Source organism: Alcaligenes nematophilus (genome assembly GCF_026344155.1).
Classification (GTDB): Bacteria; Pseudomonadota; Gammaproteobacteria; order Burkholderiales; family Burkholderiaceae_B; genus Alcaligenes; species Alcaligenes phenolicus.
In genome coordinates, this window is sequence record NZ_JAPKMZ010000006.1 from 244,192 (window position 1) to 268,468 (window position 24,277).

General features: G+C 58.6%; 22 protein-coding genes. 8 read left to right on the plus strand and 14 right to left on the minus strand.

The genetic code is table 11. The features are described from left to right. From OSH04_RS16680 to argE, 8 genes are all read right to left on the minus strand, one after another. A complete protein-coding gene (locus tag OSH04_RS16680; RefSeq protein ID WP_021447155.1) occupies positions 1-372 on the minus strand; it encodes a hypothetical protein in 372 nt (123 codons plus the stop codon). Then, a complete protein-coding gene (locus tag OSH04_RS16685; RefSeq protein ID WP_250756386.1) occupies positions 372-1,889 on the minus strand; it encodes a class I adenylate-forming enzyme family protein in 1,518 nt (505 codons plus the stop codon). Before OSH04_RS16685 ends, OSH04_RS16680 begins: the two co-directional genes overlap by 1 nt. Then, positions 1,882-3,489 (minus strand): ATP-binding cassette domain-containing protein, encoded by a 1,608-nt coding sequence (locus tag OSH04_RS16690; RefSeq protein ID WP_266108898.1) that lies wholly within the window; start codon positions 3,487-3,489, stop codon positions 1,882-1,884. The genes OSH04_RS16685 and OSH04_RS16690 overlap by 8 nt, the downstream gene beginning before the upstream one ends. After that, positions 3,486-4,466, minus strand: coding sequence for a branched-chain amino acid ABC transporter permease (locus OSH04_RS16695; protein WP_021447157.1), 981 nt, complete (start codon positions 4,464-4,466; stop codon positions 3,486-3,488). Before OSH04_RS16695 ends, OSH04_RS16690 begins: the two co-directional genes overlap by 4 nt. Continuing rightward, positions 4,463-5,308, minus strand: a complete 846-nt coding sequence (locus tag OSH04_RS16700) for a branched-chain amino acid ABC transporter permease (protein WP_021447158.1) — start codon at positions 5,306-5,308, stop codon at positions 4,463-4,465. Before OSH04_RS16700 ends, OSH04_RS16695 begins: the two co-directional genes overlap by 4 nt. A 79-nt stretch (positions 5,309-5,387) precedes the next feature. After that, positions 5,388-6,545 (minus strand): ABC transporter substrate-binding protein, encoded by a 1,158-nt coding sequence (locus OSH04_RS16705; protein ID WP_035269405.1) that lies wholly within the window; start codon positions 6,543-6,545, stop codon positions 5,388-5,390. Positions 6,546-6,868: 323 nt separating this feature from the next. Then, positions 6,869-8,062, minus strand: coding sequence for a pyridoxal phosphate-dependent aminotransferase (locus OSH04_RS16710; RefSeq protein WP_266108899.1), 1,194 nt, complete (start codon positions 8,060-8,062; stop codon positions 6,869-6,871). 58 nt (positions 8,063-8,120) lie between these two features. Further along, positions 8,121-9,290: an acetylornithine deacetylase gene (argE, locus tag OSH04_RS16715; RefSeq protein ID WP_266108900.1), complete on the minus strand. Its 1,170-nt coding sequence runs from the start codon at positions 9,288-9,290 to the stop codon at positions 8,121-8,123. A gap of 257 nt (positions 9,291-9,547) precedes the next feature. On the opposite strand from argE, the gene OSH04_RS16720 reads away from it, so the two are divergent. From OSH04_RS16720 to OSH04_RS16730, 3 genes are all read left to right on the plus strand, one after another. Beyond that, a complete protein-coding gene (locus tag OSH04_RS16720; protein WP_060186773.1) occupies positions 9,548-10,906 on the plus strand; it encodes an MFS transporter in 1,359 nt (452 codons plus the stop codon). Further along, entirely contained in the window at positions 10,903-12,000 is a 1,098-nt protein-coding gene (locus OSH04_RS16725; RefSeq protein WP_247966206.1) for a porin, read from the plus strand. The genes OSH04_RS16720 and OSH04_RS16725 overlap by 4 nt, the downstream gene beginning before the upstream one ends. 68 nt (positions 12,001-12,068) lie before the next feature. Beyond that, complete coding sequence (locus OSH04_RS16730) at positions 12,069-12,761, plus strand: GntR family transcriptional regulator (RefSeq protein ID WP_251196924.1); 693 nt, start codon at positions 12,069-12,071, stop codon at positions 12,759-12,761. A 209-nt stretch (positions 12,762-12,970) separates the two neighbouring features. Here the strand turns inward: OSH04_RS16730 and OSH04_RS16735 are convergent, their stop codons facing one another. The 3 genes from OSH04_RS16735 to OSH04_RS16745 are packed head-to-tail and all read right to left on the minus strand — an operon-like array spanning position 12,971 to position 16,220. Next, positions 12,971-13,996: a CaiB/BaiF CoA transferase family protein gene (locus tag OSH04_RS16735; RefSeq protein ID WP_266108901.1), complete on the minus strand. Its 1,026-nt coding sequence runs from the start codon at positions 13,994-13,996 to the stop codon at positions 12,971-12,973. Further along, a complete protein-coding gene (locus OSH04_RS16740) occupies positions 13,993-14,994 on the minus strand; it encodes a YhdH/YhfP family quinone oxidoreductase (protein WP_266108902.1) in 1,002 nt (333 codons plus the stop codon). Before OSH04_RS16740 ends, OSH04_RS16735 begins: the two co-directional genes overlap by 4 nt. Before the next feature lie 14 nt (positions 14,995-15,008). Beyond that, positions 15,009-16,220 (minus strand): CaiB/BaiF CoA transferase family protein, encoded by a 1,212-nt coding sequence (locus tag OSH04_RS16745; protein ID WP_266108903.1) that lies wholly within the window; start codon positions 16,218-16,220, stop codon positions 15,009-15,011. Between the two features lie 158 nt (positions 16,221-16,378). Between OSH04_RS16745 and OSH04_RS16750 the strand changes: the two genes are divergently transcribed. From OSH04_RS16750 to OSH04_RS16770, 5 genes are read left to right on the plus strand one after another with little or no spacing between them, the layout of a single operon-like run. Next, positions 16,379-17,188, plus strand: coding sequence for an IclR family transcriptional regulator (locus OSH04_RS16750; protein WP_266108904.1), 810 nt, complete (start codon positions 16,379-16,381; stop codon positions 17,186-17,188). A gap of 24 nt (positions 17,189-17,212) precedes the next feature. After that, positions 17,213-18,361 (plus strand): acyl-CoA dehydrogenase family protein, encoded by a 1,149-nt coding sequence (locus OSH04_RS16755; protein ID WP_035269439.1) that lies wholly within the window; start codon positions 17,213-17,215, stop codon positions 18,359-18,361. Between the two features lie 41 nt (positions 18,362-18,402). Continuing rightward, the gene (locus tag OSH04_RS16760; RefSeq protein WP_086069710.1) at positions 18,403-19,368 is read left to right on the plus strand and encodes a tripartite tricarboxylate transporter substrate binding protein; all 966 of its coding nucleotides are present in this window, start codon (positions 18,403-18,405) and stop codon (positions 19,366-19,368) included. Between the two features lies 1 nt (position 19,369). Next, positions 19,370-20,479 carry a nitronate monooxygenase gene (locus tag OSH04_RS16765; protein WP_266108905.1) on the plus strand — a complete coding sequence of 370 codons (1,110 nt, stop codon included), beginning with the start codon at positions 19,370-19,372 and terminating at the stop codon, positions 20,477-20,479. Then, a complete protein-coding gene (locus OSH04_RS16770; protein ID WP_266108906.1) occupies positions 20,479-21,297 on the plus strand; it encodes an enoyl-CoA hydratase/isomerase family protein in 819 nt (272 codons plus the stop codon). The genes OSH04_RS16765 and OSH04_RS16770 overlap by 1 nt, the downstream gene beginning before the upstream one ends. Positions 21,298-21,306: 9 nt before the next feature. On the opposite strand, the gene OSH04_RS16775 is transcribed toward OSH04_RS16770, so the two are convergent. From OSH04_RS16775 to OSH04_RS16785, 3 genes are read right to left on the minus strand one after another with little or no spacing between them, the layout of a single operon-like run. Then, the gene (locus OSH04_RS16775; protein WP_266108907.1) at positions 21,307-22,743 is read right to left on the minus strand and encodes an NAD(P)/FAD-dependent oxidoreductase; all 1,437 of its coding nucleotides are present in this window, start codon (positions 22,741-22,743) and stop codon (positions 21,307-21,309) included. Next, positions 22,736-23,026, minus strand: a complete 291-nt coding sequence (locus tag OSH04_RS16780; protein ID WP_080655528.1) for a (2Fe-2S)-binding protein — start codon at positions 23,024-23,026, stop codon at positions 22,736-22,738. The genes OSH04_RS16775 and OSH04_RS16780 overlap by 8 nt, the downstream gene beginning before the upstream one ends. Beyond that, positions 23,019-24,248, minus strand: coding sequence for an NAD(P)/FAD-dependent oxidoreductase (locus tag OSH04_RS16785; protein ID WP_266108908.1), 1,230 nt, complete (start codon positions 24,246-24,248; stop codon positions 23,019-23,021). The genes OSH04_RS16780 and OSH04_RS16785 overlap by 8 nt, the downstream gene beginning before the upstream one ends. Positions 24,249-24,277: the final 29 nt, after the last annotated feature.

The window sequence follows — 24,277 nt, forward strand, 5'->3', positions numbered from 1 at the left end:
TCAGACCTCCAGCTCGCCCGTCAGGCGGGTCAGGGCGTACAACAACATCCAGTTCTGCACGCAGGCGCGCAAATCGCCTCCCACAACCAGACGGTGCTGACGCACCAAGCGGTTAAATGGAAAGCCCTGGGCCAGATCCGCAAAAGCAGCACTATCGCCTTCCAGCCAGAACGGCACCTCGCGCGGGCCGGTGCCCGCCTGCACATCCTGTTCTGACACGGCCAGCCAACTATGCTCGCCGGTGTCGGTATTGCGCAGCGCCACGCAAACATCGGCCAGGACACTATGCTGCCGTACAAAATCATCGGCGCGGGCGCGCTTGGCCCAGGCAGCCAGCACGGCAGGGTCAAACAGAGATAAAGACGTCAGCATCAGACATACCTTTGTCGAAGAAGGAACTTCTGCACTTTGCCCGAAGAGGACTGGGGCAGGGAATCCACAATAAAGATGCGTTTGGGTACTTTAAAGCCGGACAGTTTTTCCCGGCAAAACTCGCGCAGGACTTCCACATCCGGCTCACGGCCATTAGCGGGCACAATCGCGGCAACCAGCTCTTCGCCCCAATACTCGTGGGGCAGGCCAAAGGCGGCGGCCTCGCGCACATCGGTGTGGCTGGCCAGACAGTTTTCCACTTCCAGCGCGGCCACGTTCTCGCCACCTGTCTTGATCATATCTTTGCTGCGGCCCATGAAATAGGCAAAGCCTTCATCGTCCACCCGAATCAAATCGCCCGTGTGCAGCCAGCCATCGGCATCCAACACCTGGGCGGTCAGCTCGGGCTGCCGCCAATAGCCTTTGAACACAGTCGGGCCACGCACCTGCATTTCGCCCGGCCCGCGCTGATCGGGCAGCACCTTGCCGTCTGCATCAACCAAGCGGTACTGCACATGCCGCCACAGGTAGCCGATGGAACCGGGATGCTCCAGAATCTCCTGCGTGTAGCGATTCTTGATGGTGGTGACACAGCTTTCCGTCATGCCAAAGCCCCAGCTGAATTCAGCATTGGGAAACACGGTTCGGATCAAGTCCTGACGCCACTGACCCAAAGGCGCAGCCGCAGTTTGCACAAACTGGGCACCGGGCAGGGACAGCTCTTTAAACTCAGGGTGATCGGTCAAGCCTACCCACATAGCCGACAACAGGAACACATGCGTAGGCTGGTACAGACGCAGCGCGTCCATGACGGCATCGGCCTCAAAGCGTGGCACCACGTGCAAGCTGCCACCGGCATACAGAATGGGGCCATTCACCACCCCGAAGCCGCCAATGTGAAACAAGGGTGTCGCCAGCAAGGAGCGGCTGTTGGCATCAATGCCCAGCTCCATGATGTAGTTCACCGCATTGGCCGACAGATTGCCGTGTGTCAGCATGGCCCCCTTGGGGGCTGAGGTCGTACCCGAGGTGTACATGATGATGGCCACATCTTCATCCCCCACACGTCCAAAGCGATGCTGCACCGGATCATCCGCACGGTGATCGGGCAAGGCCTCAGGCAAATGCTCCAGCCACTGCACGGCACTGTTCAAACCACCTTCGGACTCGATCTGCTCGCGCAAGGGACGGTAGGCCGGGTCCACAATGCACACGGTAGGCTGGGCATCATCCAGCAAGTAACGCAGTTCGGCGGCGCCGTAACGGGTGTTCACCGGCACCAGAGAAAAACCGCCTACGGCTGTGGCATGCAGCAAGGCCAGATAATCGATGGAATTGGGCGTCATGATGGCCACCCGATCCCCCGGCTGTACGCCCAAACCTTTCAAATAGGCCGACAAGGCGCGCGCACGGGCGCAGAACTGAGCAAAGGACAAGGCCTGGCGCTCGTCCGAAACCGCTACCTTGTCGGGGTAGCGCTCGGCATTGAACATGGCGACCTGGTAAATATTAGGCATGATGCGAAGCCTCTGCGGCGTGGCCCAGATAGGCTGCTGCAATTTGTGGGTTATTCATGATGTCTTTGCTGTCGCCCGCCAGACTCAAGCGCCCGGTTTCCAGCACAACGGCGTGATTCGACAACTTCAGCGCCAGGCGAGCGTTCTGCTCCACCAGCACAATCGTGGTGCCGTCCTGGCTGATCTGGCGAATTGCGCGCGCCACTTCCAAAGTGACCGCCGGGGCCAGACCCAGGGAGGGTTCATCCAGCAAGAGCAGGCGGGGCCGGGACATCAAGGCACGGCCAATCGCGCACATTTGCTGCTCGCCGCCCGAGAGATGACGCCCCTGGCTTTGCTCGCGCTCCAGCAGACGCGGAAAGTAGCCATAAATACGCTCCAGATCCACCGTAATGTCGACCTGATCGCGACGCAGATACGCCCCCATCAAGAGGTTCTCGCGCACCGTCAGTTCCGGGAACAGGCGACGGCCTTCAGGAGACAGGGCAATACCCAGATTCACACGGCGTTCTGCACTCAGGTTCTGGATAGGCTGGCCTTCCAACAGGATTTCTCCCCCAGCAACCGGCACCAGACCGCTAATGGCTTTCATCAGGGTCGATTTACCCGCGCCATTGGCCCCGATCACGGCGCACACACTGGCTTCTTCCACCGCAAAACTGACCTTGTCCAAGGCCCGTACTGCGCCATAGGACACGCTCAAGTCCTTGATTCCCAGCATGGGCGCAGGCTTGCTGACCTTGGCAGCTCCCTGACCAGCTGTAGAGACCGAAGCCGAGTGTCCCGTCCCGTTTTGCGCTGCGCGGGCTTCCACGGCTGGCTCCAGCCCAGGCTCCTTGTCCAGATCCGCACCCAGATAGGCTTCAATCACCCGTGGGTCCTGACGCACTTGTGCGGTCGGGCCTTCGGCCAGCAAACGACCGTTAACCAGCACCACCAGCTTTTGGCACAGGCGCATCACCAGGCCCATATCGTGCTCGACCACCACCACATCAATGCCACTGGCGTGGATGCGTTCAATCAGGTCGGCCATAGCCACGGTTTCCACCGGGTTCAAACCAGCAGCGGGCTCATCCATTAAAAGAAGGCGGGGCATGGCTGTCAGGGCCATACCCACACCCAAAATCTTCTGTAAACCGTAGGCCAACGAATCGGCCTGCTCATCGGCTACAGATTCCAGGCCAATCAAGGCCAAGGCTTGTTCAGCCTGTCGCGCGGCCTCTTCGCGGCCACGACGCACACCCCAAGGGTTGAACAGCGACCAGGGCGAAGGAAACTGACGGAACAGAGCGGCGCGATACAGGTTTTCAAATACCGTGTGGCCTGCAAATACATGCGTCATCTGGAAGGTACGCACCAGACCCTGGCGCGCCAAGGACGCGGCCGGGCGACCCGTAATCGCGGCACCATCCATGGTGACAGCACCCGCGCTGGGCTTGGTCGTACCGGCAATCAGATTGAACAGCGTGGTTTTACCGGCGCCGTTGGGGCCGATCACGCCGGTAATCTGACCGGGAGCCGTGCTGAAGGACACCTCGTCCACCGCGCGGATCCCACCAAAATGTCGGCTAAGACCCTGAACATTCAATTGCACGCTCATGCTGCCTCCTTGCGCGCGCCGCGCCACTTACGCCACAGACCCGCCAAACCTTGCGGCATGAACAAGAGCAGCAAAATCAAAGTCAGGCCATAGATCAGGCGCTGATACTGCTGCAAGTCGCGCAGCAACTCGGGCAGGGGGATCAGGATTGCGGCCCCCACCACGGCACCAGCCAGGGCACCCACACCACCCAGCACATTCATGATGACGGCATTCACCGCTGTCCAGAAACCGAAGGAATCAGGCGAGATATAGCCTTGGTAGTGGGCATACAAGCTGCCTGTCCAGCCGGCAATCAGGGCGCTAAGGACAAACACACTGACCCGAAAGCGCAGCACATTCAAACCACCGGAACGCACCAATTGCTCGTTCTGATGCAGGGAGTCCGCCACCATGCCCCATTCGCGGCGGTACAGGGCCCGCAGCACGAAATACACCACCAAGGCAAAGCTGACCGTCACCAGATAAACGCCGTAACGCCCTTCAGGAATCGGCAAGCTGGCTTGCAGGGCCGGAATCTGGCCAAAGCCGTTATTGCCGCCAAACAGTTCGTGGAACTCGATAAAGCACAGCACCACGGCTTCGCCCAGGGCGAAGGTCAAGAGTGCGAAATGCACACCCTTGATACGCATAAAAATAGGGCCGGTGATCACAGCTAATGCTGCCGTCAGCACTCCGGCGCCCAAAAACGCGGCTGGAAAGGACCAGCCATAATCTCGACTCAAAATGGCCGAGGCATACGCCCCCAGCCCGAACAAGGCACCATGCGCCAGCGAAAGCTGGCCGATGCGCAAAACCAGATTCATGCTCATGGCCAGGCAGGCGTACAGCGACACCATGATGGCCAGATGCAGGGCAAAGCGAGGCTGTCCGGCCCACACGGGCCAGCCCAGCAGCACCGCGACCACAACGGCATGCCAGACCCATTGCAGGGCGCCATCACGCGGATAGAAAGAAGCAGTTTTGATCGCGCTCATGACGATTTCCCCATCAAACCGCTGGGTTTGACCAGCAACACGGCCATCACGATCAGGAAGGACAACATGGTGGCCACGGTCGCGTTATAGAAGGTGGACGCCACGGCCTCGGTAACACTCAGAATCAGGGCGGCAACCACCGCACCGGGCAAGCTGCCCAGACCACCCAGAACCACAATAATGAAGGCTTTCACCACCACGGCTTCGCCCATATAGGGGTGCACGGTGTAAACCGGCGCCATCAGGGCACCCGACAAACCGGCCAGGCCGCAGCTCAAGGCAAAGGTGAAGGCCATGATCTTCCAGGAACTGACGCCTTGCAGACGTGCCACTTCCCGATCCTGCGCCACCGCACGTATCGTCATGCCGATACGGGTGCGCTCGATCAGAAAATAGAAGGCGGCCAGCGCCAGCACACTCATGCCTACGATCAGCAATTGATCCTTGGCGAAAAAGGCTTGGCCAATTTGCCATGCACCTTCCACCGGACGGCGTACCGATTGCTCGTCCACCGAGAACAGCAGCGAGATCCCCGCCTGCAAGGTAATCGCCAAAGCCAGGGACATGATCATGCCGCCCATCTCGTCGCCCACAAAGCGACGGAACAGGCCGCGTTCAGCCAGTAAGCCCAGAAATCCCACCAGCACGGCAGCGGCCGCGATAGAGGGCAGGTAGGGCCAGCCAAACTGACCATAAAACACATACATGGCGTAAGCGCCCAGCATGTAGAACTCGCCGTGAGCGAAGTTCACCACCCGCAAGATGCCAAACACCAGCGTGAAACCCAGGGCAACCAGGGCGTACACGAACGTGGACATCAGGGCGATGATGGCGATTTGCATTGCGATCTGCATAATTGCTAACCGTATCAAGGTGCACTCCACCGCCGTGGCGGAGTGCGTACTGAAACAAAACCGGTAATTAGCGGGCGTCGAACTTGTTGATGACCTTGGCCTTGCCGCCCTCGATCACACCCAGGTAGGCCGGGGTGGCGATCTGGTGGTTCACGCCGTAGACATCCTTGCCGCCCCAGACAATCGCGCCTTGAATACCGTCAAAGCTGCTATTGGCTTCAATGCGGGCACGCACGGCATCGGTATCGTCCACAGTGCCAGCTTCATTAATGGCCTTGAACAGCAGGCGGGTGGCATCGTAGAAGTAGAAAACGAAGTCATCCATGCTGTTGCTGTGGACCTTGGCGTAAGCCTGGCTCAGCTTCTGGTACGGTTCGCTGGACGGATCGGCAGACAAATACACCAAGGTTCCTTCCGCATTGTCCGCACCGGCAGACTTCACGGTTTCAGCCACGTTATTGCCACCAAACTTGGTGAACTGGCCTTTGAAGCCCATTTCACGTGCCTGACGTATCACGATCCCGGCCGGGCCGGGTGGCACCGTATCCAGTTCGATGAAGTCCACGTTCTTGGCCAGAATGCTGGTCAGCAAGGTGCGGAAATCGTTTTGCGAGCGCTCGAAGAACTTGGTTTCAGCCACGTCGTAACCGGCGTCCTTGTATGCAGCGGTCTGGATCTTTTGCGTACTCCAGCCAGTTGCATCGTTAGGCGACAGGATCGCCAGACGCTTCAGCTCGGGGCGTTCCTGCTTCAACCAGCCGATCAGCTGACGGTTGTATTCGTACTGCGTAGGCAGCACGCGGAACATGTATTGCGTATTCGCATCCAGCACTTCGGTCGAGTAGCTGTTGGACAGCATGATGACCTTGTTGCGCTCGGTAATCGGCTTCATGGCCATGACCGAAGCCGAGCCAATCGGGCCGATGATGTATTTCACTTCATCCTGATCGATCAGACGGTTGGTGGCGGTTACTGCATCCGCTGCCTTGTAGTGGTCGTCGTAGGTCAGCACTTCAACCTTGTACTTCTTGTCGCCCACTTCCAGGCCGCCGGCCTGATTGATTTCATCCACGGCGATTTTCACGCCACCATCAATAGCCAGACCCCAGGGCGCGCCTGGACCTGTCATGCCTCCTACCACACCCAGCTTGAGCGTTTGAGCCTGCGCGCCCAGCGCGGCCACCATCCCTGCTGCTGCCAGTACACCCCGTATCCCGTATTTCATGGACCTGCTCCTATTAATTGACCGGACATAATTGTTGTTTGATACGAACAATATAATAAGGAGCCGATACTTGTCTATGGAAATATGGATTGATAATGACCTTATAACCAGCTCCTACAGGGGGATACGCACCAATTTAAGGGAAAACACCGACATGGGTTGTCGGTTTATTTGTACGGACTTTAGTCTATATATTTATATGAAAAAGTCATGGTCTGGGCATGTATTTCGCTAGATCGTCAGGGCAAAACACCCGCTGGTAGACACAAAAAGGCCGCTTTCCATGACAGAAAGCGGCCTTGAAATCTTGTCGGCTCACGCTATCAGGCGGCGGTTTGGCTGGTCTGAGCCTCCAATTGAGCAAAGAACAGTTGCAAACGATCCATGGCCTGCTCGATCTGCTCATACGAGGCAGAACCAAAACACAGGCGCAAGAAACCTTCACCTTGCGGACCGTAGAAGCTGCCTGCTTCAACCACCACGCGGGCTTCCTTTAACAAGCGCTCGGCCAGTTCCTGCGAAGGCACTCCCGTGGCGCGCACATCGGCAAAGGCATAAATCGTGCCTTCCACCTGGGCGCAACTGACATTCGCCATGGCATTCAGACGTTGCAGCATCAGGCGGCGCTTGGCGTCGTCGTCCGCAATCATCCCGCGCAAGGCTTCTTGCTGCCCAACCACCGCTTCCAGCGCGCCCGCCTGAATAAAGGTATTCACATGGGTGACATCGTTAGCAGTGATCTTCAACAAGCCGGGCATCAACCAGGCAGGCGCGGCCAGATACCCAATGCGCCAGCCATCCATGGCGTAGGACTTGGTGAAGGCAAACATGGACACGGTACGCTCCTGCATGCCGGGCAGGGAGGCAATACTGATGTGCTCGGCATCGTCATAGGTAATGTCTTCGTAGACTTCGTCCGAGACCACGACAAGGTCATGCTTGATGGCCAATTGCGCCAATGCTTCCAGCTCGCTGCGACGGTACACACGACCCGTGGGGTTGGCCGGATTCACCAGCACCACCATCCGGGTACGGGGCGTAATCGCCGCTTCGATGGCGTGCGCATCAATGGCAAAACCCTGTTCCTTGTTCAGCGGCACCAGCACCGGATGCGCCCCGGCCAGCTCGATTTTGCCTATATGTTGCGGGTAGTGCGGCGAGAGCAAAATCACCTCATCACCCTCGTCCAGAATGGCGAAGAAAGCGGCAAAGGAGGCGTGCGTCAGCCCATTGGTGACCAGCACATCATCCGGCCCGACATCCAGCTTGTTTTGCTTGCGCAGCTTGGCGGCCAAGGCTTCACGCAAGGCGGGCACCCCACGCAGATCGCTGTAATGCACCTCGCCGCGCATCAAGGCATCGGCTGCCGCCTGCTTGATCGCCATTGGCGTATCCGCGTCCGGGCGGCCAACTTCCAGATGAATCAGGTCCGAGGTATCGCCTTGCAGACGAGCCGCCTGCTCGTACATGCCAAAGGATTTTTGGGAGGTGCCGGTAATGCGTTTTGCTAGCTTCATGAAAAATTGTTCCTTCAGAATAAGACAGGCCCCAAGACCTGCCGGAAACCATCCCGCCCTAAGCAGCCAAGGACTGGATCACCTTGCCCAGAAAGGACTCGCAGGCGGCCAACTGCTCCAGGCTGACGTACTCATCGGCCTTGTGTGCCACGGTGATGGAGCCAGGCCCGCAGACAATGCTGGGCACGCCCGCTTCCTGGAAAAACGAGGCTTCGGTGCCATAGGCCACACGCTGTGCGGCGGACTCACCCAGCAAAGCCAGCGCCATTTTTTTCAGCTCCTGGCTGTCTTCGTCATCCAGGGCAGGAATGCTGCCCAGACACTCGAACTCGATCGCCGCATCACCATGGCGTGCCTGCATGCGCGGCAAGACCTGCTCATAGGCAAAGCGGCGCAAATTGCCGATGAAGCCATCCGGGTCCACGCCAGGCAGATAGCGGTATTCAAAGGAGAACTCGCAATGGGCCGGGATAATATTCATGCCATTGCCACCGGAAATCGTGTTGGTGGAAATGGTGGAAAAGGGCACATCAAAGCCTTCAATGCGCTTGCCGACCTGGGCCTCTTCATCCGCCAGACGCTGAATGTGCGAGACCAGATTGGCGGCGTACTCAATGGCGTTCAGCCCATGTGGCGTCAAAGAAGAATGGGCGGCGCAGCCTTTAACGCGGCAGCGATAAATGCGGCCGCCTTTATGGGCCGCTACAACGCGCATGCTGGTGGGTTCACCCACAATGCAGCCGCTGGGCTGGATGCCGGCTTTACGCATTTCCTCGATCAGGCCAGGAATGCCCAGACAGCCCACTTCTTCGTCGTAGCTCAAGGCCAGATGCACGGGCTCGCGCAGTGTCATGGAACCCAGGCGTTGCGCCTGCGCCAAGGCCACGCCGATAAAGCCTTTCATGTCGCAAGCTCCACGGCCAAACAAACGGCCATCACGAATCTGGGCTTCAAAAGGATCACTGGACCATACCTGCCCGTCGACCGGCACCACGTCTGTATGGCCAGACAAGACTACGCCCCCCGGCCCCTGACCGAAGGTTGCCAGCAGATTGGCTTTGGAGCGCGATTCGTTGTAATCAAAACGCACTTGCGCGCCCGCCGCTTCGAGCCGGTTGGCGGCCCATTCAATCAATGCCAGATTGGAGTTTCTGCTTACCGTATCAAAGCCAATCAGGGACGAAACATGCTCGATCACCTGGGCCGAAGGGGCCTCCTGCCTGCTCATATGCCAGCTCCTTATAGCTATTATTTAAAACTGAATTCAGTTTATAGAGCAGGTATATCGCTGTCAACGAGTCTAGGTGTTTGTACTATAAACTGGCTTTTTAATTTTTATAAATTCGTTTAATTTCAATATATTAATGAATTTCTAACTTGTTTTATACCTATAGCACTTATTGACCATCAAGTATGAAAATGAATATATTCACAAAAAATGAGTTCAATTGAATTCACTTACTGCGATTACCAATAAGGACTATCATGAGACAACAATCGCGCCCCGCGGACCCGGCTCCCTCCAAGGCCGAGGATCTGCTTTTCGGCAAAATCCTCTGGCGGCTGATGCCCATCCTGTTCATCAGCTACATCGTTGCCTACATCGACCGCGTCAACGTGGGCTTTGCCAAGCTGCAAATGCTGCAAGACCTGAATTTTTCGGCCGAGGTTTATGGCCTGGGTTCGGGCATCTTCTTTGTGGGTTTTTTGTTGTTCGAGATCCCCAGCAACCTCTTGCTGTACCGCTTTGGTGCCCGCGCCTGGCTGACACGCATCATGGTTACCTGGGGCATCCTGTCCGTGCTGACCATGTTCGTCACCACCCCCACACAGTTCTATATCGTCCGCTTCCTGTTGGGCGTGGCGGAAGCCGGCTTTCTGCCTGGCGTGGTGTATTACCTGGCGCAATGGTTCCCCCCACAACGCCAGGGCCGCGTCATGGCGACCTTGGTTACTGCCGCTGCTGCGGGCGGCATGATCGTAGGCCCGCTCTCGGGCTGGATCATGGATGTGTTTTCGGAGTCCCAGCACCTGCATAACTGGCAATGGCTATTCCTCTTGCAGGGGCTGCCCGCTGTCTTTGTAGCGGCCTTGCTATGGGCGACCTTGCCCAACCGTCCTGAAGACGCCAAATGGTTGAGCCAGGAAGAAAAAACCTTGCTGCACACCCTGAACCAGGACGCGCAACGCGAGCTGCCGCGCAAGGACAAAATTGCTGAAGTACTGGGCAAACCCAATGTGTGGTGGCTGGCCTGCGTGCTGCTATCCCTGAACCTGGGCATTTATGCGGTGATCTTCTGGACACCCACCATCATTCAGGAAGCCGGTATCAAGAACTTGACCCACATTGGCTATATTGCCGCCTTGCCCTATGCTGCCTCGGCTCTGGCCATGCTGATTCTGGGCCGCTCTTCCGACTACTTTGGGGAACGTCGCTGGCACTTGGCCATTGCCTGCGCCGGTGGTGCTATCGGCCTGCTGATGACTGCCCTGGCACCGGATCCGACCGTGCGCATTATTGGCGTCATCATCGCCACGGCCATGTTCATTGGCGGCACACCCCTGGTCTGGGCCTTGGGCGGTAATTTCATGAGTGGCCGCGCCGCTGCAACCGGCTATGCCCTGATCAATGCAGTAGCAGCCTTGGGCGGTTTATTTGGCCCCTACGCCATGGGTCTGGCACAAGAAATGAGCGGCAGCACCAGCACCGCTGTATTGACCATTGCCGGTCTGGCTGTGCTGGGTGGCTTGTGCGTCTTTGCCCTGCCATCTGCCCGCCAGCAAAACGCCCTGGATCAGGCCGCTAAATTACACGCTGTCCCCAGCAAAGGCGGTGCCCAATGATGCGCCGTCACGTCAAAACCGCTATGGCTGGCTGTGTCGGACTGGCCACGCTGATCGCCAGCTCCAGCGCCACGGCGCAAACCGGCGACAACGTCACCTTGTACGGCATTCTGGATGCGGGCCTGACCTGGATCAGCAATGCCAACGGCCCCTCCAAAACCACGCTGGATACCGGCGTCATGCAAGGCAACCGATTGGGTCTGCGTGGCTCCGAGTCGATGGGCAATGGTTTGACTGCCATCTTTCAACTGGAAAACGGCTTTTCCGTGGCGACTGGGGAAGCAGGGCAAGGCGGCGCCCTGTGGGGCCGACAAGCCTGGGTGGGCCTGAAATCCGATTATCTGGGCAGCATCAAGCTGGGCAGACAATACGATTTCTTCACCGATACCTTGCAGGCGTTCTACACCCCCACCTGGTCGGCAGGCGGCTATTCCAACAGCCCTCTGGACAACGACCGCATGAGCGGCCAGCGGGTCAATCAGTCGGTGAAATACGTGACGCCTTCCTTTGCCGGTATTGAGCTGGGTGCCATGTACGGCTTCCCGGAACGGCGCGAAGGGCAGGCCCAAACCGGGCGCACCATCAGCTTTACGGCCAACTATAAAAACGGCAATTTTGCGACGGGTGCCGCTTATACCGAGGTGCAGGAAGCCAGCCTGGACATCAGCCCGCTGACCGGCGGCGGCGCGCCCAATCGAGTTGGTGGCCGTTACCTGCGCGACTGGGGCATAGGAGCAAACTACGCCTTCGATAAAGTGACCGTCTACGGTGTGTTTTCACAAGCCCTGTACGTGGCTCCCGATGGCCAGCAAAAGAACCATACCTTCCGCAACTATCAGCTGGGTTTTGCCTGGCGCGCGGCACCCAATCTGGTACTGGGACCGGGCTATGGGCTGACTACCCTGGGGTCGAACAAATACCACCAACTAAACCTGACGGCCGACTACTTCCTGTCCAAGCGCACGGATATTTATACCCAGGCCATCATCCAGCACGCGCAAGGCGAGGGCGCGACGGCCAACGTAATCAGCATGCCCAGCTCCACGGGGCGTAACCAGACCTTGTTAAGGGTGGGGATACGAACCAAGTTCTAGGCACAAACCCGATCAGCGCAGCGGGGTCTGTACGATACAATCATCCATTCTTTTCTGATCGGTTTCGTATGGCGACTTCGACTGGTAAATCCACACAGGCAAGCAAGGCGGAAACGCTGGTAGACACCATTTACCGGGACACCCGCAAGCGTTTGAATGCAGGCGACTGGCACCCCGGCGACCGCCTGCTGGATTACGAATTGGCCGAGCGCTTTGGTTGCACCCGCATGCCCGTGCGCCAGGCCCTGCTGCGACTGGTCAACGAAGGTTTATTGAACAGCACCACACGGGGATTTCAGGTCCCCGTGCTGACCGACGCCATGGTGCGCGACATCTTTGAGTTACGCCGCATTCTGGAGCCGGCTGCTGCAGCGCTGGCCGTCAACATCGCCGACCGCGATCAGCTCCATGCCGGTCTTAGCAAAGCCATTGATCTGGCTAAAGTAGCCATGGTGCACAAAGACGCCGCCCTGATGTTCAGCGCTAACGCCAGCTTTCGCCAAGCCTGGCTGCAATGCGTACACAACGAGCGCCTGCTAGACGCCATCGCCATGTCCGCCGACCACGCCAACCAGGTGCGTTTTGCCAATACCAGCGATACCGATAACTACCAGGCCACGGTAGAGGCGCTGGAAAAGCTGGGCAAAGCCCTGACCAGCGGGGATCCGGAGTATGCGCGTACCGAGATGGTGGGGTTCCTGAAGCTGGCGGAGGCTTCGTATTTCTTGCGTAGGCAGCAGATGGATTTGCCTGCGGTTTAACAACGCAGGACGCCTTAATAAAAAGCCCCTCTTTGAGCTGAGCCCAAGCAAGTTCGTCCAAAAGTGAGCAGTGAAACCCAAAGTGGCAACCCCTCTCCAGTTTTAAACCGTCCAAATTCCAGGGGCGCGGCACACCCCAAAGGTTGGGCCTGTGTCTAACTTTTGGGGTGCAGTTCAGGGGCTTTTTTACGACAACTATGCCTAAGCTGTCAGCAGGAAAACCGGGGAGCCGCAGCCGGCTGCACAACCCCATCCAAACATACAAAACTGTCACGCTCGACAAAGTGAGGATGTGTCACTGTTTCCGCCAAGGAAAGCACCGGTGTCACGCACGCTTCAGTGCCGGTAAACACCGCTTCCCAATGCGCTCTAGGATATCGCCTGAAAATCTGGGCAAATCGTTCTTTCATTGCAGGCCAGGCGCTCTGATCATGTTGCTGGGGAACGTTATCCGAATTCAGACCCAGACCGTCAAGCAAGGCCTTGTAGAAACGCGGCTCGATAGCGCCCACCGCCACGGCTTTATGATCAGCCGTCTGGTAAGTCGAGTAGAAAGGTGCCCCGCCATCAAGCAAATTGCTGGCACGCCGATCCTGCCATTGCCCTGCCTGCCAACGACCCAAAATCGGGGCCAACATCAACAAGGCACCATCTACCATGGCGGCATCCACAAGCTGCCCTTTGCCGGTACTACGAGCCTGCATCAAAGCGGCCAAAACTCCGACCAGCAGCAACATGCCGCCCGCACCAAAATCCCCGATCAGGTTCAAGGGTACCGCCGGTGCACCGTCTGCCGGACCGATGGCATGCAACACACCACTCAAGGCCAGATAGTTGATGTCATGGCCCACCGTCCTGGCCAAAGGCCCGGACTGGCCCCAGCCCGTAATCCGGCCATACACCAGTGCCGGATTGTGTTGCCAGCAATCCTGTGGACCCAATCCAAGACGTTCCATCACTCCGGGGCGCATTCCCTCTATCAACACATCGGCCTCTGCGGCCAGTTCCAGCACCCTGGCGCGTCCGGCAGCAGACTTCAAATCCACTGTTTCCCGCTGTTTGCCTCGTGTCGTGACTTCAAAACGAGGATCACGCACGATCCCCATATCAGCTGGTTCTGGCCTGGCAATACGAACCACGGTAGCGCCCAGGTCCGCCAGAATCATCCCTGCCCAAGGCACCGACCCAATAGCCTCCATCTCCAGAACCCGTACCCCTGCCAGCACCTGATTCATAGGACGTCTCCGTAGGCAACCAGACTGCGACCATGTGCGGCACCCTCCAATTGGCGTTGCACCAGATCAGGGACATCCGCCAATTCGACGACATGCACATACGGTTCCAATAGGGCAAAGTCGGGACGCCATTCTGTCGCCAATCGATTCCAGACACGGTAGCGTTGCTCCCACGGCGCATTGGCCAGCACCCCAAAGATCTGCACACGCCGCACGAAGAAAGGCAACACACTGCCTTCAAACGTATTGCCTGCCGCATTACCCACCGAGGCAATCTGACCAGAGTCGCTCATCGACCGAAGCAGCCAGGACAGCACCGCCCCACCCACATTGTCGATGGCCGCCGCAAACCGGGCGGTCTCCAAAGGACGATTGGACTGTGTGATCGCGGTATCCAGCACCTCGCTGGCACCCAGTTGCTGCAAAGCGGGGGCCAACTCAGTACGCCGTGTCAAAGCCACGACCTCGTAGCCCGCCTGCGCCAATAGAGCAATGGTCAACATGCCTACCGCGCCATTCGCCCCTGATACCGCCACAGGGCCGGATTGTGGCGTCAAACCCTGAGCCTCGAACCTGTCCAGGGCCAGACCCACCGTAAACCCCGGCACGCCCAAAACAGCCGCTTCCCGCAAGGACAGCCCTGACGGGATTTTCTGCGCATGGTCACCCGACACATGCAATTGCTGTGCAAAGCCGCCGTCCTGGGAAATACCCATATCAAATCCATGGGCCATAACCGGATCGCCCACGGCAAAGGAGGAATTGGCCGACTCAATAATCTGGCCAACCGCCTCTATGCCACCCACCCGCGGGAAGTCCCGAATGATGCGCGCCTGCCCTTGAATAGCCAGACAATCCTTGTAATTCACACCGGCATAGGCCGTGCGTATCCGGACCTCTCCTGGCGACAGGCTGACTGGAGAGCGCCACTCCAAGGCGTTACTGACCGTCTCGCCGTTCTGTCGCGTTACTAAGGCCTGAAAGTCCTTGCCATGCATCGCCTACTCCTTTTTTAAATGACGCCTTGTGCACGCAGTTCGGCCAAGGCCCCGGTATCCAAGCCCAAGGAGGCATAAATCTCGGCGTTATGTTCCCCCACCGCTGGCCCGGTGTGAGGCACGGGCATCGCACGGCCTACCACTCTGGGCACAACACAAGGCGCGGGCAGGCTACCGTACTCCGGATCGGCCAAACGAATGATCATCTGCCGCGACTGAAAATGCGCATCAGCCTTGATGTCCTCAATATCGTAAACCTTGCTGAACGGCACCTGGAACTGGTCCAGCAGGGCACTCACCCGTTCAAAACTCAGCCTGGCGAAGCTGCGTTCTAACTCGCTATCGAGCGCCTGCATATGCTGGACACGATGAGGCAAGGTATCGAAGCGCGGGTCCTCTATCCATTCGGGATGCCCGAGCGCCTGACAAAGCCGCTCATACACCGCCTGCGATGAAGCGACCAAAGTGAAATACACCCCGTCCTGGCTGCAGTACATATTGGACGGAGCCGTATAAGTCGTACGGTTGCCCACGGCATGCCGGACCTGGCCCAACTGTTCATACTCGACCGCCAAAGGGTCAAACAGACGGAAAAGGGCCTCTGTAGCGGCCAGATCCACCTCCACACCCCTGGCTTGCGGATCGGCGCGCAAGCGCGCAATTTCCGCAGCAATGGCAAAGGCACAGAACACACCAGCGATCGAATCTCCAAAGGGGAAATTGCCATGCAAGGGCGGGCCATCGGGCATACCCGTCAAATTGGTAAAGCCGCTCATCGCTTCGAATACCCGCGCAAAGCCGGCCCGCTGGCGATAAGGCCCCGTCTGCCCAAAGCCCGTCAGACGCACGACGATCAGGCGTGGATTGACGCGATGCAAAGTCTCGATATCCAAACCCCAGCGATCCAGGCTGCCGGTACGAAAGTTCTCGACCAGCACATCAAAACCCGCAATCAGCTCCAGGAAAATTTCCCTGCCGCGTGGCTTGCGTACATCCAGGGTGATGCCCTTCTTGCCGCGATTGGCCACCTTCCACCACAAGGGCTGCCCATCCTTGACCGGCTGCATGTGACGCAAGGCATCACTGCCATTGGGAAGCTCCAGCTTGACCACCTGCGCCCCATGATCCGCACACAGTGTCGCCCCGCTGGGAGCCGCAAGAACTGTGGCCATATCAAGAATACGCACCCCAGCAAGCGAGCCGGTATGGGAGTCATTTTGGTTCATGGTTGTCCGGATCAAAAAGTGATGAAGAGCACCATTTATGACCCAGCCTATCCACTCGGGCAATATAGGATTTCGCACAGCGAAACAGTCTGTCCGAATCGTTGACTCCACCTTTTGGAGAACGAATCATAAGTCCACCTGTTCGGAGAATCTGCCACGTGAACACCATTACTTTGCCCGGCTTGGTCAACCCGCATGACCTCACGTCCGACCGTCAGTTCGCCATGAACCTGGCGCGCGGCATGGAGGTATTGCGCTGCTTCACCGTGCACACTCCATGGCTGGGCAATCGCGAGATTGCCGAACGAACGGGCCTGCCCAAACCCACCATTTCCCGCCTGACCTACACCCTGACCCTGCTCGGTTATCTGGATCGGGACCCGCAGCGCCAGAAGTACCGGCTAGGGCCGGGCGTGCTCTCGCTGGGCCATCCGCTACTGGCCAGCATGCAGATCCGCCAGTCGGCCAAACCCATTATGGAAGCCCTGGCACGCAGCACGGGCTGCACGGTCAACCTGGGTATTCGGGACCGGGGCAATGTGATCTACATCGACTCGGTGCGTGCGGATACGGCCAACCATCATCTACCCGACATAGGCACTTCACGCCCGCTGCTGCCCAGCGCTATTGGACGCGCCTTGATCCTGGCTCATCCTATGGCCGAACGCACCGCCATTCTGAACTACCTGCGCATTCACGATCCACACGCCTTCGAGAGCCACCAGAAGCTATGGACCGACGACGAGCAACGCTACAAACGTGAAGGCTACTGCCTGTCCAAAGGTGACTGGCATGTCGATATCCATGCCATCGCATTGCCGGTGCGCCGCATACCCGGTGAATCACCCGTCGCCATGAACTGCACCATTGCTGCCCATCAGGCGCGCAAAAGCTATCTGACACAAGACGTACTGCCACAGCTGAAATCGGCCGTACTGCAACTGGAGCTGGCCCAGGGCCTGCACTGATACTTTCTTTATTCGGAGAAATCCATGATACGTGATGCCGCCCGACTCGATGCCTTGCTACATGAAGTGCGCGAGTTCCTCCACGCTGAATGCCTGCCCTTGGAAGCCCTGGTGGACAAGAACGACCAGATCCCCGAAAGCGTGGTGCAGGGCATGAGAGAGCTTGGGCTGTTTGGCCACAGCATTCCCCAAGCCTACGGCGGCGCCGGTCTGACAACCGAAGAGTTGGCCTTGGTCAATATCGAAGTCTCCCAGGTATCTGCCGCTTTTCGGGCCCGCTTTGGGGGCAATACCGGCATCGCGTCCGAGTCGTTGGTCGTGGATGGAACTGAAGACCAAAAGAGACGCTATCTGCCCCTATTAGCCTCCGGAGAAGTAACCGGCTGCTTTGCGCTGACAGAGCCCGATGCAGGCTCGGACGCCACCGCTCAAAAAACAGTCGCAGTACGGGATGGGGACTACTTCGAAATCACCGGAAAAAAGTGCTTTATCACCAATGCGCCCATTGCCGATTTGTTCACTGTGTTTGCCCGCACCGACCCCGACTCCACAGGCTCTCGCGGCATCTCCGCTTTCTTGATCGAACGCGGCACTCCAGGGCTGCACACGCCCCCGGCCTACAGCAAGATGGGTCAGCATGGCTCGCCCGTGGGTGAGGTCGTGCTGGACAAGGTACGTGTCCATAAAGACGCGATTATCGGCGGCCTGGAAGGGCAGGGTTTTCGCACCGCCATGAAAGCGTTGAACAAGCAGCGCATCAATCTGGCAGGCCTGTGCGTGGGCCCCGCATTGCGGCTGGTTGACGAGATGGTGCGCCATGCCCGAACCCGCCAGCAATTCGGTCAGGACATCGCCCAGTTCCAGCTGGTGCAGCAAATGATTGCCCAGAGCAATACCGAAGCTTATGCCGCAAGAGCGCTGGTCCTGGAGACTGCCCGCAAACGGGACGCTGGCCAGGACATCACCCTGGAAGCATCCATGTGCAAATTGTTCGCCTCTGAGATGTGCGGTCGCGTCGCCGACCGGGCCGTGCAACTTTTTGGTGGCAGCGGCTATATCGCCGACAACGTTGCTGAACGCTTTTATCGAGACGTACGTGTATTCCGTCTTTATGAAGGCACCAGCCAGATTCATATCGCCAACATCGCCAAGCAGACCCTGGCACGGGCCTGAACACCGCGCCAGACCCACACCATAATAAATCCGGAGACAATATGCGATTCCTGCACCTGCCCCTTGCCTGCCTGCTCACGGCAGCCCCATTGGCCGCCGCCCACGCTGCCTACCCAGACAAACCCATCAAAATCGTCGTCCCGTTTTCGGCCGGCGGTATTGTGGATTCCGTAGCCCGCCTGGTGGGGGAAAAACTGACCAAGCAGCACGGACAAACGGTAATCGTGGAAAACCGCACCGGCGCGGGAGGCGCTATCGGTACGGACTACGCGGCGCGCGCCCCGGCTGATGGCTATACCTTGCTGCTGGTCAGCCCCAGCCATGCCGTCACCACCAGCTTGCAACCCCGTGTTACCTGGGACCCGGTAGAGAGTTTTCGCGCTATTGCTGGCTTTGGGATTGTCCCCAATGTGATTGTGGTGCACCCCAGTGTGCCAGCACAGAACATGGCACAGCTGATCGAGCTGGCCAAAAAGAAAGACCCGCCACTGACATACTCGACCGCGGGTATAGGCACATCCAACCACTTGTCTGGCGAATTGCTGGCTCAAGAAGCCCAGATTCCCCTGACACACATCCCCTACAAAGGCCAAAGCGATGCCTTGAACGATCTGCTGGGTGGGCGTGTGGACCTGATGCCTTTGACGGCAGCCCTGGCCATGCAACATGTCAAAGCGGGCAAGCTGCGCGCCTTGGCTGTGACCACCAGCGAGCGCGCCAAAGCCTTGCCCGACCTGCCCACCGTGGCGGAATCCGCCAATCTGCCCAACTACTCCGTCGGGACGTGGTTTGGCCTGGTCGCTCCGAAAGCAACACCAGACGAGATTGTGAATCAACTCTACAGCGATATGCAGGCCATTCTGGCCATGCCCGACGTACAGGAGAAATTCAATATGCTGGGTATGGAGCTGAACCCGCAATCGCCCCAGGAGTTCGACGAGTTTGTTGCCGCTGAACAGAGCAAATGGGCCCAGGTCATCAAGCAAGCCAATATCGAGAACAATTGATATGAGTCTGCTGCGTACTCCCCTGTGTGACACCCTGAATATTGCTCACCCCATATTCGGGTTTTCTCATGAACCCGATGTGGTGGTGGCAATTGCCCAGGCAGGGGGGTTCCCTGTTTTAGGCCTGGGGCGGGATGCACCGGACGACATTCCGGCCATCATCACCAAGGTCGAACAGGCACTGAACGGGCTGCCCTATGGCATCGACTTGATGCTGCCTGGTAAGGTCCCCGCCCAGGCAGACCCCGAAAGCATGCGTGCCAGCCTGCCCAATGAGCATCTGGAGTTTGTGGAGTCCCTGCGTCAGCGCTTCAAGATAGCAGCACCCACACAGCCCAGTTTCTTTACCAGCCATGTGCGCTCGGAGGCTTTTTTTGAGGCGCAGATCCAGGCCGTACTGAACTCCAACGCCAGTGCTGTCGCCACCGCCATTGGGATACGGCCTGAGTTGATCCAGGCCGCCCGCGCACGAGGCAAAGTGACCATGTCACTGGTCGGCTCGGTACGCCACGCCCACAAAGCCATGGCACTGGGTGTGGATGTACTGGTAGCCCAAGGCTATGACGCGGGCGGACACACCGGACCGATCGGCACCATGGCGCTGCTGCCACAGATTATTGCCGTCGCAGGCAGCACACCCGTTCTGGCTGCGGGCGGTATCGCTACCGGCGCACAAATTCTGGGCTGCATAGGGATGGGGGCTCAAGGAGGCTGGTTAGGCACTCTCTGGATGGCCGCCAAGGAAAATCACACGCCACCGGCCCTGCTGCAACGCTTGATCCAGGGAGACAGCGAAGACACCGTCATCTCTCGTGCGCACAGCGGCAAACCATGTCGTGTCATCCGTAGCGAGTGGATTGACGCCTGGGCCACAGCGGACGCACCCACTCCTTTGAATATGCCCTTGCAACAGGTTCTGACAGGCGATGTATTTGCCTCCATTCATCAGCACAACAATCAGGATCTGATTTACGAGGCTGCAGGCCAAAGCATTTTCGGTATTCAGGAATTGACAACTATTGCCGAGCAAATGGCGGGCCTAGTCAAAGGCATGGACACCGCCTGGGCTCGCTTGCAAAGCATGGCTCAGTACACGCCCAAGGAGCCCTGATGTCTGCCCACCTTGAGGTCTCCAGCCTGCATATTGAGGAAGGTATCGCCATCTTCACTCATCAACATCCTGCCTCCCGCAATGCCATGTCCGAGGCACTACGCAAGGACTACATGCGGATGCTGGAGCAGGTTCGAGCCAACCCGCAGATACGGGTCTTGATCCTGCAAGGCTCCGAAGGTGCCTTTTGTTCGGGCGGCAATATTCACGAGATGGCACAACGGCATGCCGATCCACAAGCCAGCTCCCCCATGGCCACACGCCAGCGGCTGGATCACAGCAGCTCCTGGCTACGCCAATTGCTGGAACTGGATGCACTGCTGATAGCGTCTGTAGACGGGGCTGCAGCCGGTGCGGGATTCAGCCTGGCCTTGCACGCGGATTTCATTCTGTGCAGTGCACGCAGTCGCTTTCGCATGTCTTTCCCCCGCGTTGGGGCCGTCGCAGATTTTGGCGCGCACTATCTGCTCCCGCGCATGGTGGGCCTGTCAGTCGCCCGCGACCTGCTGCTGACAGGCCGCAGCCTGACGGCAGCCCAGGCAAGGCGGTTGGGCTTGGTCCATGCCGTCCATCCTTCCGAACACTTGGCCACGGCCACGCTTGCATTCGCTCGCCGCCTGCTGGAAGGTCCACCCGAAGCCCTGGCACTGAGCAAACGTCTTCTCAATCTAAGCTTCGACATGAACTACGGAGCACTGTCCAACCTGGAGGCCCTGTCTCAGGCCGTATCCATGAGTACCCGCTACCACCAGGACTGCGTACAGCAATTTCAGGCCGGCCAAACACTGACTTATGACTGGGATCGGCAAGAAAAATAAGCAGGCCGCTTATTTCATATTCGCCAACACCGCGACCGGCACAGGCTTCACTGGCGCCTGGGCTTTATAAATGCCCACTTGATCTATGCCCCGGCCCAAACGGCTGGCCAGCATCTGCGCCACGGTGTGTTGGCAGTAGCGCCCCTGGCACATGCCCATTCCGGTACGACAGGCCAATTTGATGCTATTGATGTCCGTCACATAAGGATGAGCGTCCAGAAACTGATTCACCTCCTGTGCCGTGACTTCCTCGCAGCGGCACACCACTGTATCCGGGGTGATTGCCTGGGCCAGTGCCTCCAGCTTGGGGGCAGACAAGGCAATAACGGTGTCGGTAAAACGACGATTACGACCCAGGCGCACTTGCAGGTCAGCAATGGTTTTTGCTATCTCTGTCTCGGCAACTGGCTGCTGCAACTCCAGCACACATTGCCACGCGGCCAACTCACCTTGCAAATGGGCATTGAATGCCCCTGCAATGCCCGTTTGCTCCCCGGCAACCAGCACACCTGACTGAGTGCTGTGCAGCCTCTCGTCATGCTGCACCAGCCAGCCGCCAGCGGCACTGTCCCACCGCACGGCACAACCTGCCTGGCGCGCCAATTCAGTACTGGCGAGCAGGCCATAGCCCACAACCACCGTATCGGCCTCTACACGCCTTTGTGTACCCGCAATGGCGTGCCAGCCTTGATCCACGTTACACAGCGTCGCAGCCTGAACGGACTCGTCTCCATGGACACGCTCTATGCCCGTAGCAAAGCACAACGGTACGCCATGACGACGCAGTTTCAACAAGATCGCCAGCAGCTGTTTAACCAGCCGGGACTGTCCCGGTAGAGCACGCGTAGCGCGCAGCATTTCCCTCATGGACGGCAAACTGCGGGCGATGGCGACTTCGGCAATCTGTGCACCGGCATCCAGCAACAACTCAGCAACCAGAAGCAGCAGGGGATGGCCGCCCACCAACAGAAAACGCTGTCCCGGCATCAGGCTTTGGCTCTTGATCATGGTTTGCACACCACCGGCGCTCAGCACGCCCGGCAAGGTCCAGCCCGGAAAGGCCACGGGCAAGTCATAGGCCCCGGTCGCAATCAATACCCGGCGGGCTTTCAGCACGGAGGCGCCCTGTGGGCCAGCAGTGCCGATCTGACGCATATGCTCATCCTGCGGGTCGTCAAAAATCCCCCACACCAGGGTACTGAAATGCCACTGCACAGCCGTGGTGGCCCGCGCCCAGGCAAACAAGCTGTGTGAAAAAGGATAGGTGTGCATGGAGTCCGGGTCCGCTGCCGCAAACTCCTCGGGTGCCTGCCGGAATACCTGTCCGCCAAAGCGCGGCTGCTCGTCCAGCACGGCCACGCTTAAACCCTGTGAGCTGGCGACTCGAGCCGCAGACAGTCCTGCCGGACCTGCCCCCACAATCAATAAATCCAGAATGTCAGACATCGTCGGCTACCTCGATCTGCATACCGCTACGCACCGTAGTCATGCAACTGCGCTGCCCCTGCACCCCGTCAATGGTCACGATGCAGTCAAAGCACACGCCCATATTGCACACCGGACGACGTGGCGCACCACTGGCGGTGCGACGAAAAGCGCCGACTCCGGCCGCTAGCAAAACCGTCGCCACGGTTTCACCGAGATAACAGGCTGTCTCATGACCATTGATTGTCACCACAGCTGGCTCGAAGCGCTGGCGTTTATGCAACAAGCGTTGTGCGTCAGGCAAAGGTCAAACTCCTAAAACGATCAGGATCGTAGGCAGAGATATCCAGGCTGGGCGGCTGGCCCAGCATCTGCGCTACCAGCAAATGAGCGTAGGTCAAACCCAGGGTGAAGGCGGCTCCACCAGTGGCAATGAACAAACCGGGGCGGTGCGGCACTTGGCCCAGCAACGGCAGTTGATCCGACACCAAAGAGGTCACCCCGGTCCAGGAGCGCAAGACAGGCAAGGAGGCCAGTTGGGGGACGACACTGCAGGCGGTCTGTACGCTGCGTTGCAAAGAATCCAGGTTCAGACTGGGTTTGCGTTCCAGATCCGCTATCCCCTTACGATGATGCAGTGTGGAAGGCCAGCCGCCGCCAATCAGCACCGTGCCTTCAGCCGTTTGCTTCAAGGACAGACGTCGTCCCACGTGCTGGAACAGGTAATCCATAAAGGGCGCGGTGCGTGCGGTGGCGGTCATGGTCAGGGCAATCGGGCTGACAGGTAACTGCGAGCCGGTCATTTGCGCAATACGCCCGGACCAGACACCGGCCGCAATCAGAACCTGCTTGCTGCGACATTGCTCGCCACTGAGCACCTGGGCTTGCCAGTCAGAACCCACTCGCCTCAAATCCACCACCTGGCATTGGCTGACGATCTGTGCTCCCAAGGCACGTGCGGCGGCGGCCAGGGCCAGACTGGCACGGCGCGGGTCGGCCTTGCCTTCGTCAGCACAAAAAGCCCCCATCAGCACGGAGTCCGACAAATAGGGCGCTTTGGCTTGTAAAGCGGCCCGGTCCAGTAGCTCGACCTTCAGGCCGGCCTGATTTTCCAGGCGGCTTTTTTGTTCCAGAACCTGGGCTTGCTGTGCCGTTTCTGCCAGCATGAAGCCGCCTTTCTGGCGCACACCCACCGACACACCCAACTGATCTTCCAAAGCCCGCCAGCGGGCAATGGCGTCCACATGCAAGGGCATGGCTTGCAGGGCGCGTTTGCTGGCCTTCAGCCCCGCCTCGATCATGCGGTATTCCATCTGAAAATGCAGGCTGCCCGCGTTCTGGCTGGATGCCTGCAGGCCCAGCTCACCTTGTTCGATCAAGGTCACGGGCACACCCGCCAGGCTCAAATAGTAGGCAGCGGCGCAGCCCAGCAGCCCGCCACCAATGATCAGGACATCCGTCCGGGCGGGCGGGGTGCCAGGGGCACAGACAGGTAGGGGGGAAAGAGAATCAGGCTTGGGGCTCATAGTGTAGTTACGCGATACACCGTTCGCCC

Coding starts and splice junctions, on each gene's coding strand:
- OSH04_RS16680 (WP_021447155.1), bottom strand. CDS start 372: ATGCTGACGTCTTTATCTCTGTTTGACCCTGCCGTGCTGGCTGCCTGG.
- OSH04_RS16685 (WP_250756386.1), bottom strand. CDS start 1,889: ATGCCTAATATTTACCAGGTCGCCATGTTCAATGCCGAGCGCTACCCC.
- OSH04_RS16690 (WP_266108898.1), bottom strand. CDS start 3,489: ATGAGCGTGCAATTGAATGTTCAGGGTCTTAGCCGACATTTTGGTGGG.
- OSH04_RS16695 (WP_021447157.1), bottom strand. CDS start 4,466: ATGAGCGCGATCAAAACTGCTTCTTTCTATCCGCGTGATGGCGCCCTG.
- OSH04_RS16700 (WP_021447158.1), bottom strand. CDS start 5,308: ATGCAAATCGCCATCATCGCCCTGATGTCCACGTTCGTGTACGCCCTG.
- OSH04_RS16705 (WP_035269405.1), bottom strand. CDS start 6,545: ATGAAATACGGGATACGGGGTGTACTGGCAGCAGCAGGGATGGTGGCC.
- OSH04_RS16710 (WP_266108899.1), bottom strand. CDS start 8,062: ATGAAGCTAGCAAAACGCATTACCGGCACCTCCCAAAAATCCTTTGGC.
- argE (WP_266108900.1), bottom strand. CDS start 9,290: ATGAGCAGGCAGGAGGCCCCTTCGGCCCAGGTGATCGAGCATGTTTCG.
- OSH04_RS16720 (WP_060186773.1), top strand. CDS start 9,548: ATGAGACAACAATCGCGCCCCGCGGACCCGGCTCCCTCCAAGGCCGAG.
- OSH04_RS16725 (WP_247966206.1), top strand. CDS start 10,903: ATGATGCGCCGTCACGTCAAAACCGCTATGGCTGGCTGTGTCGGACTG.
- OSH04_RS16730 (WP_251196924.1), top strand. CDS start 12,069: ATGGCGACTTCGACTGGTAAATCCACACAGGCAAGCAAGGCGGAAACG.
- OSH04_RS16735 (WP_266108901.1), bottom strand. CDS start 13,996: ATGAATCAGGTGCTGGCAGGGGTACGGGTTCTGGAGATGGAGGCTATT.
- OSH04_RS16740 (WP_266108902.1), bottom strand. CDS start 14,994: ATGCATGGCAAGGACTTTCAGGCCTTAGTAACGCGACAGAACGGCGAG.
- OSH04_RS16745 (WP_266108903.1), bottom strand. CDS start 16,220: ATGAACCAAAATGACTCCCATACCGGCTCGCTTGCTGGGGTGCGTATT.
- OSH04_RS16755 (WP_035269439.1), top strand. CDS start 17,213: ATGATACGTGATGCCGCCCGACTCGATGCCTTGCTACATGAAGTGCGC.
- OSH04_RS16760 (WP_086069710.1), top strand. CDS start 18,403: ATGCGATTCCTGCACCTGCCCCTTGCCTGCCTGCTCACGGCAGCCCCA.
- OSH04_RS16765 (WP_266108905.1), top strand. CDS start 19,370: ATGAGTCTGCTGCGTACTCCCCTGTGTGACACCCTGAATATTGCTCAC.
- OSH04_RS16770 (WP_266108906.1), top strand. CDS start 20,479: ATGTCTGCCCACCTTGAGGTCTCCAGCCTGCATATTGAGGAAGGTATC.
- OSH04_RS16775 (WP_266108907.1), bottom strand. CDS start 22,743: ATGTCTGACATTCTGGATTTATTGATTGTGGGGGCAGGTCCGGCAGGA.
- OSH04_RS16785 (WP_266108908.1), bottom strand. CDS start 24,248: ATGAGCCCCAAGCCTGATTCTCTTTCCCCCCTACCTGTCTGTGCCCCT.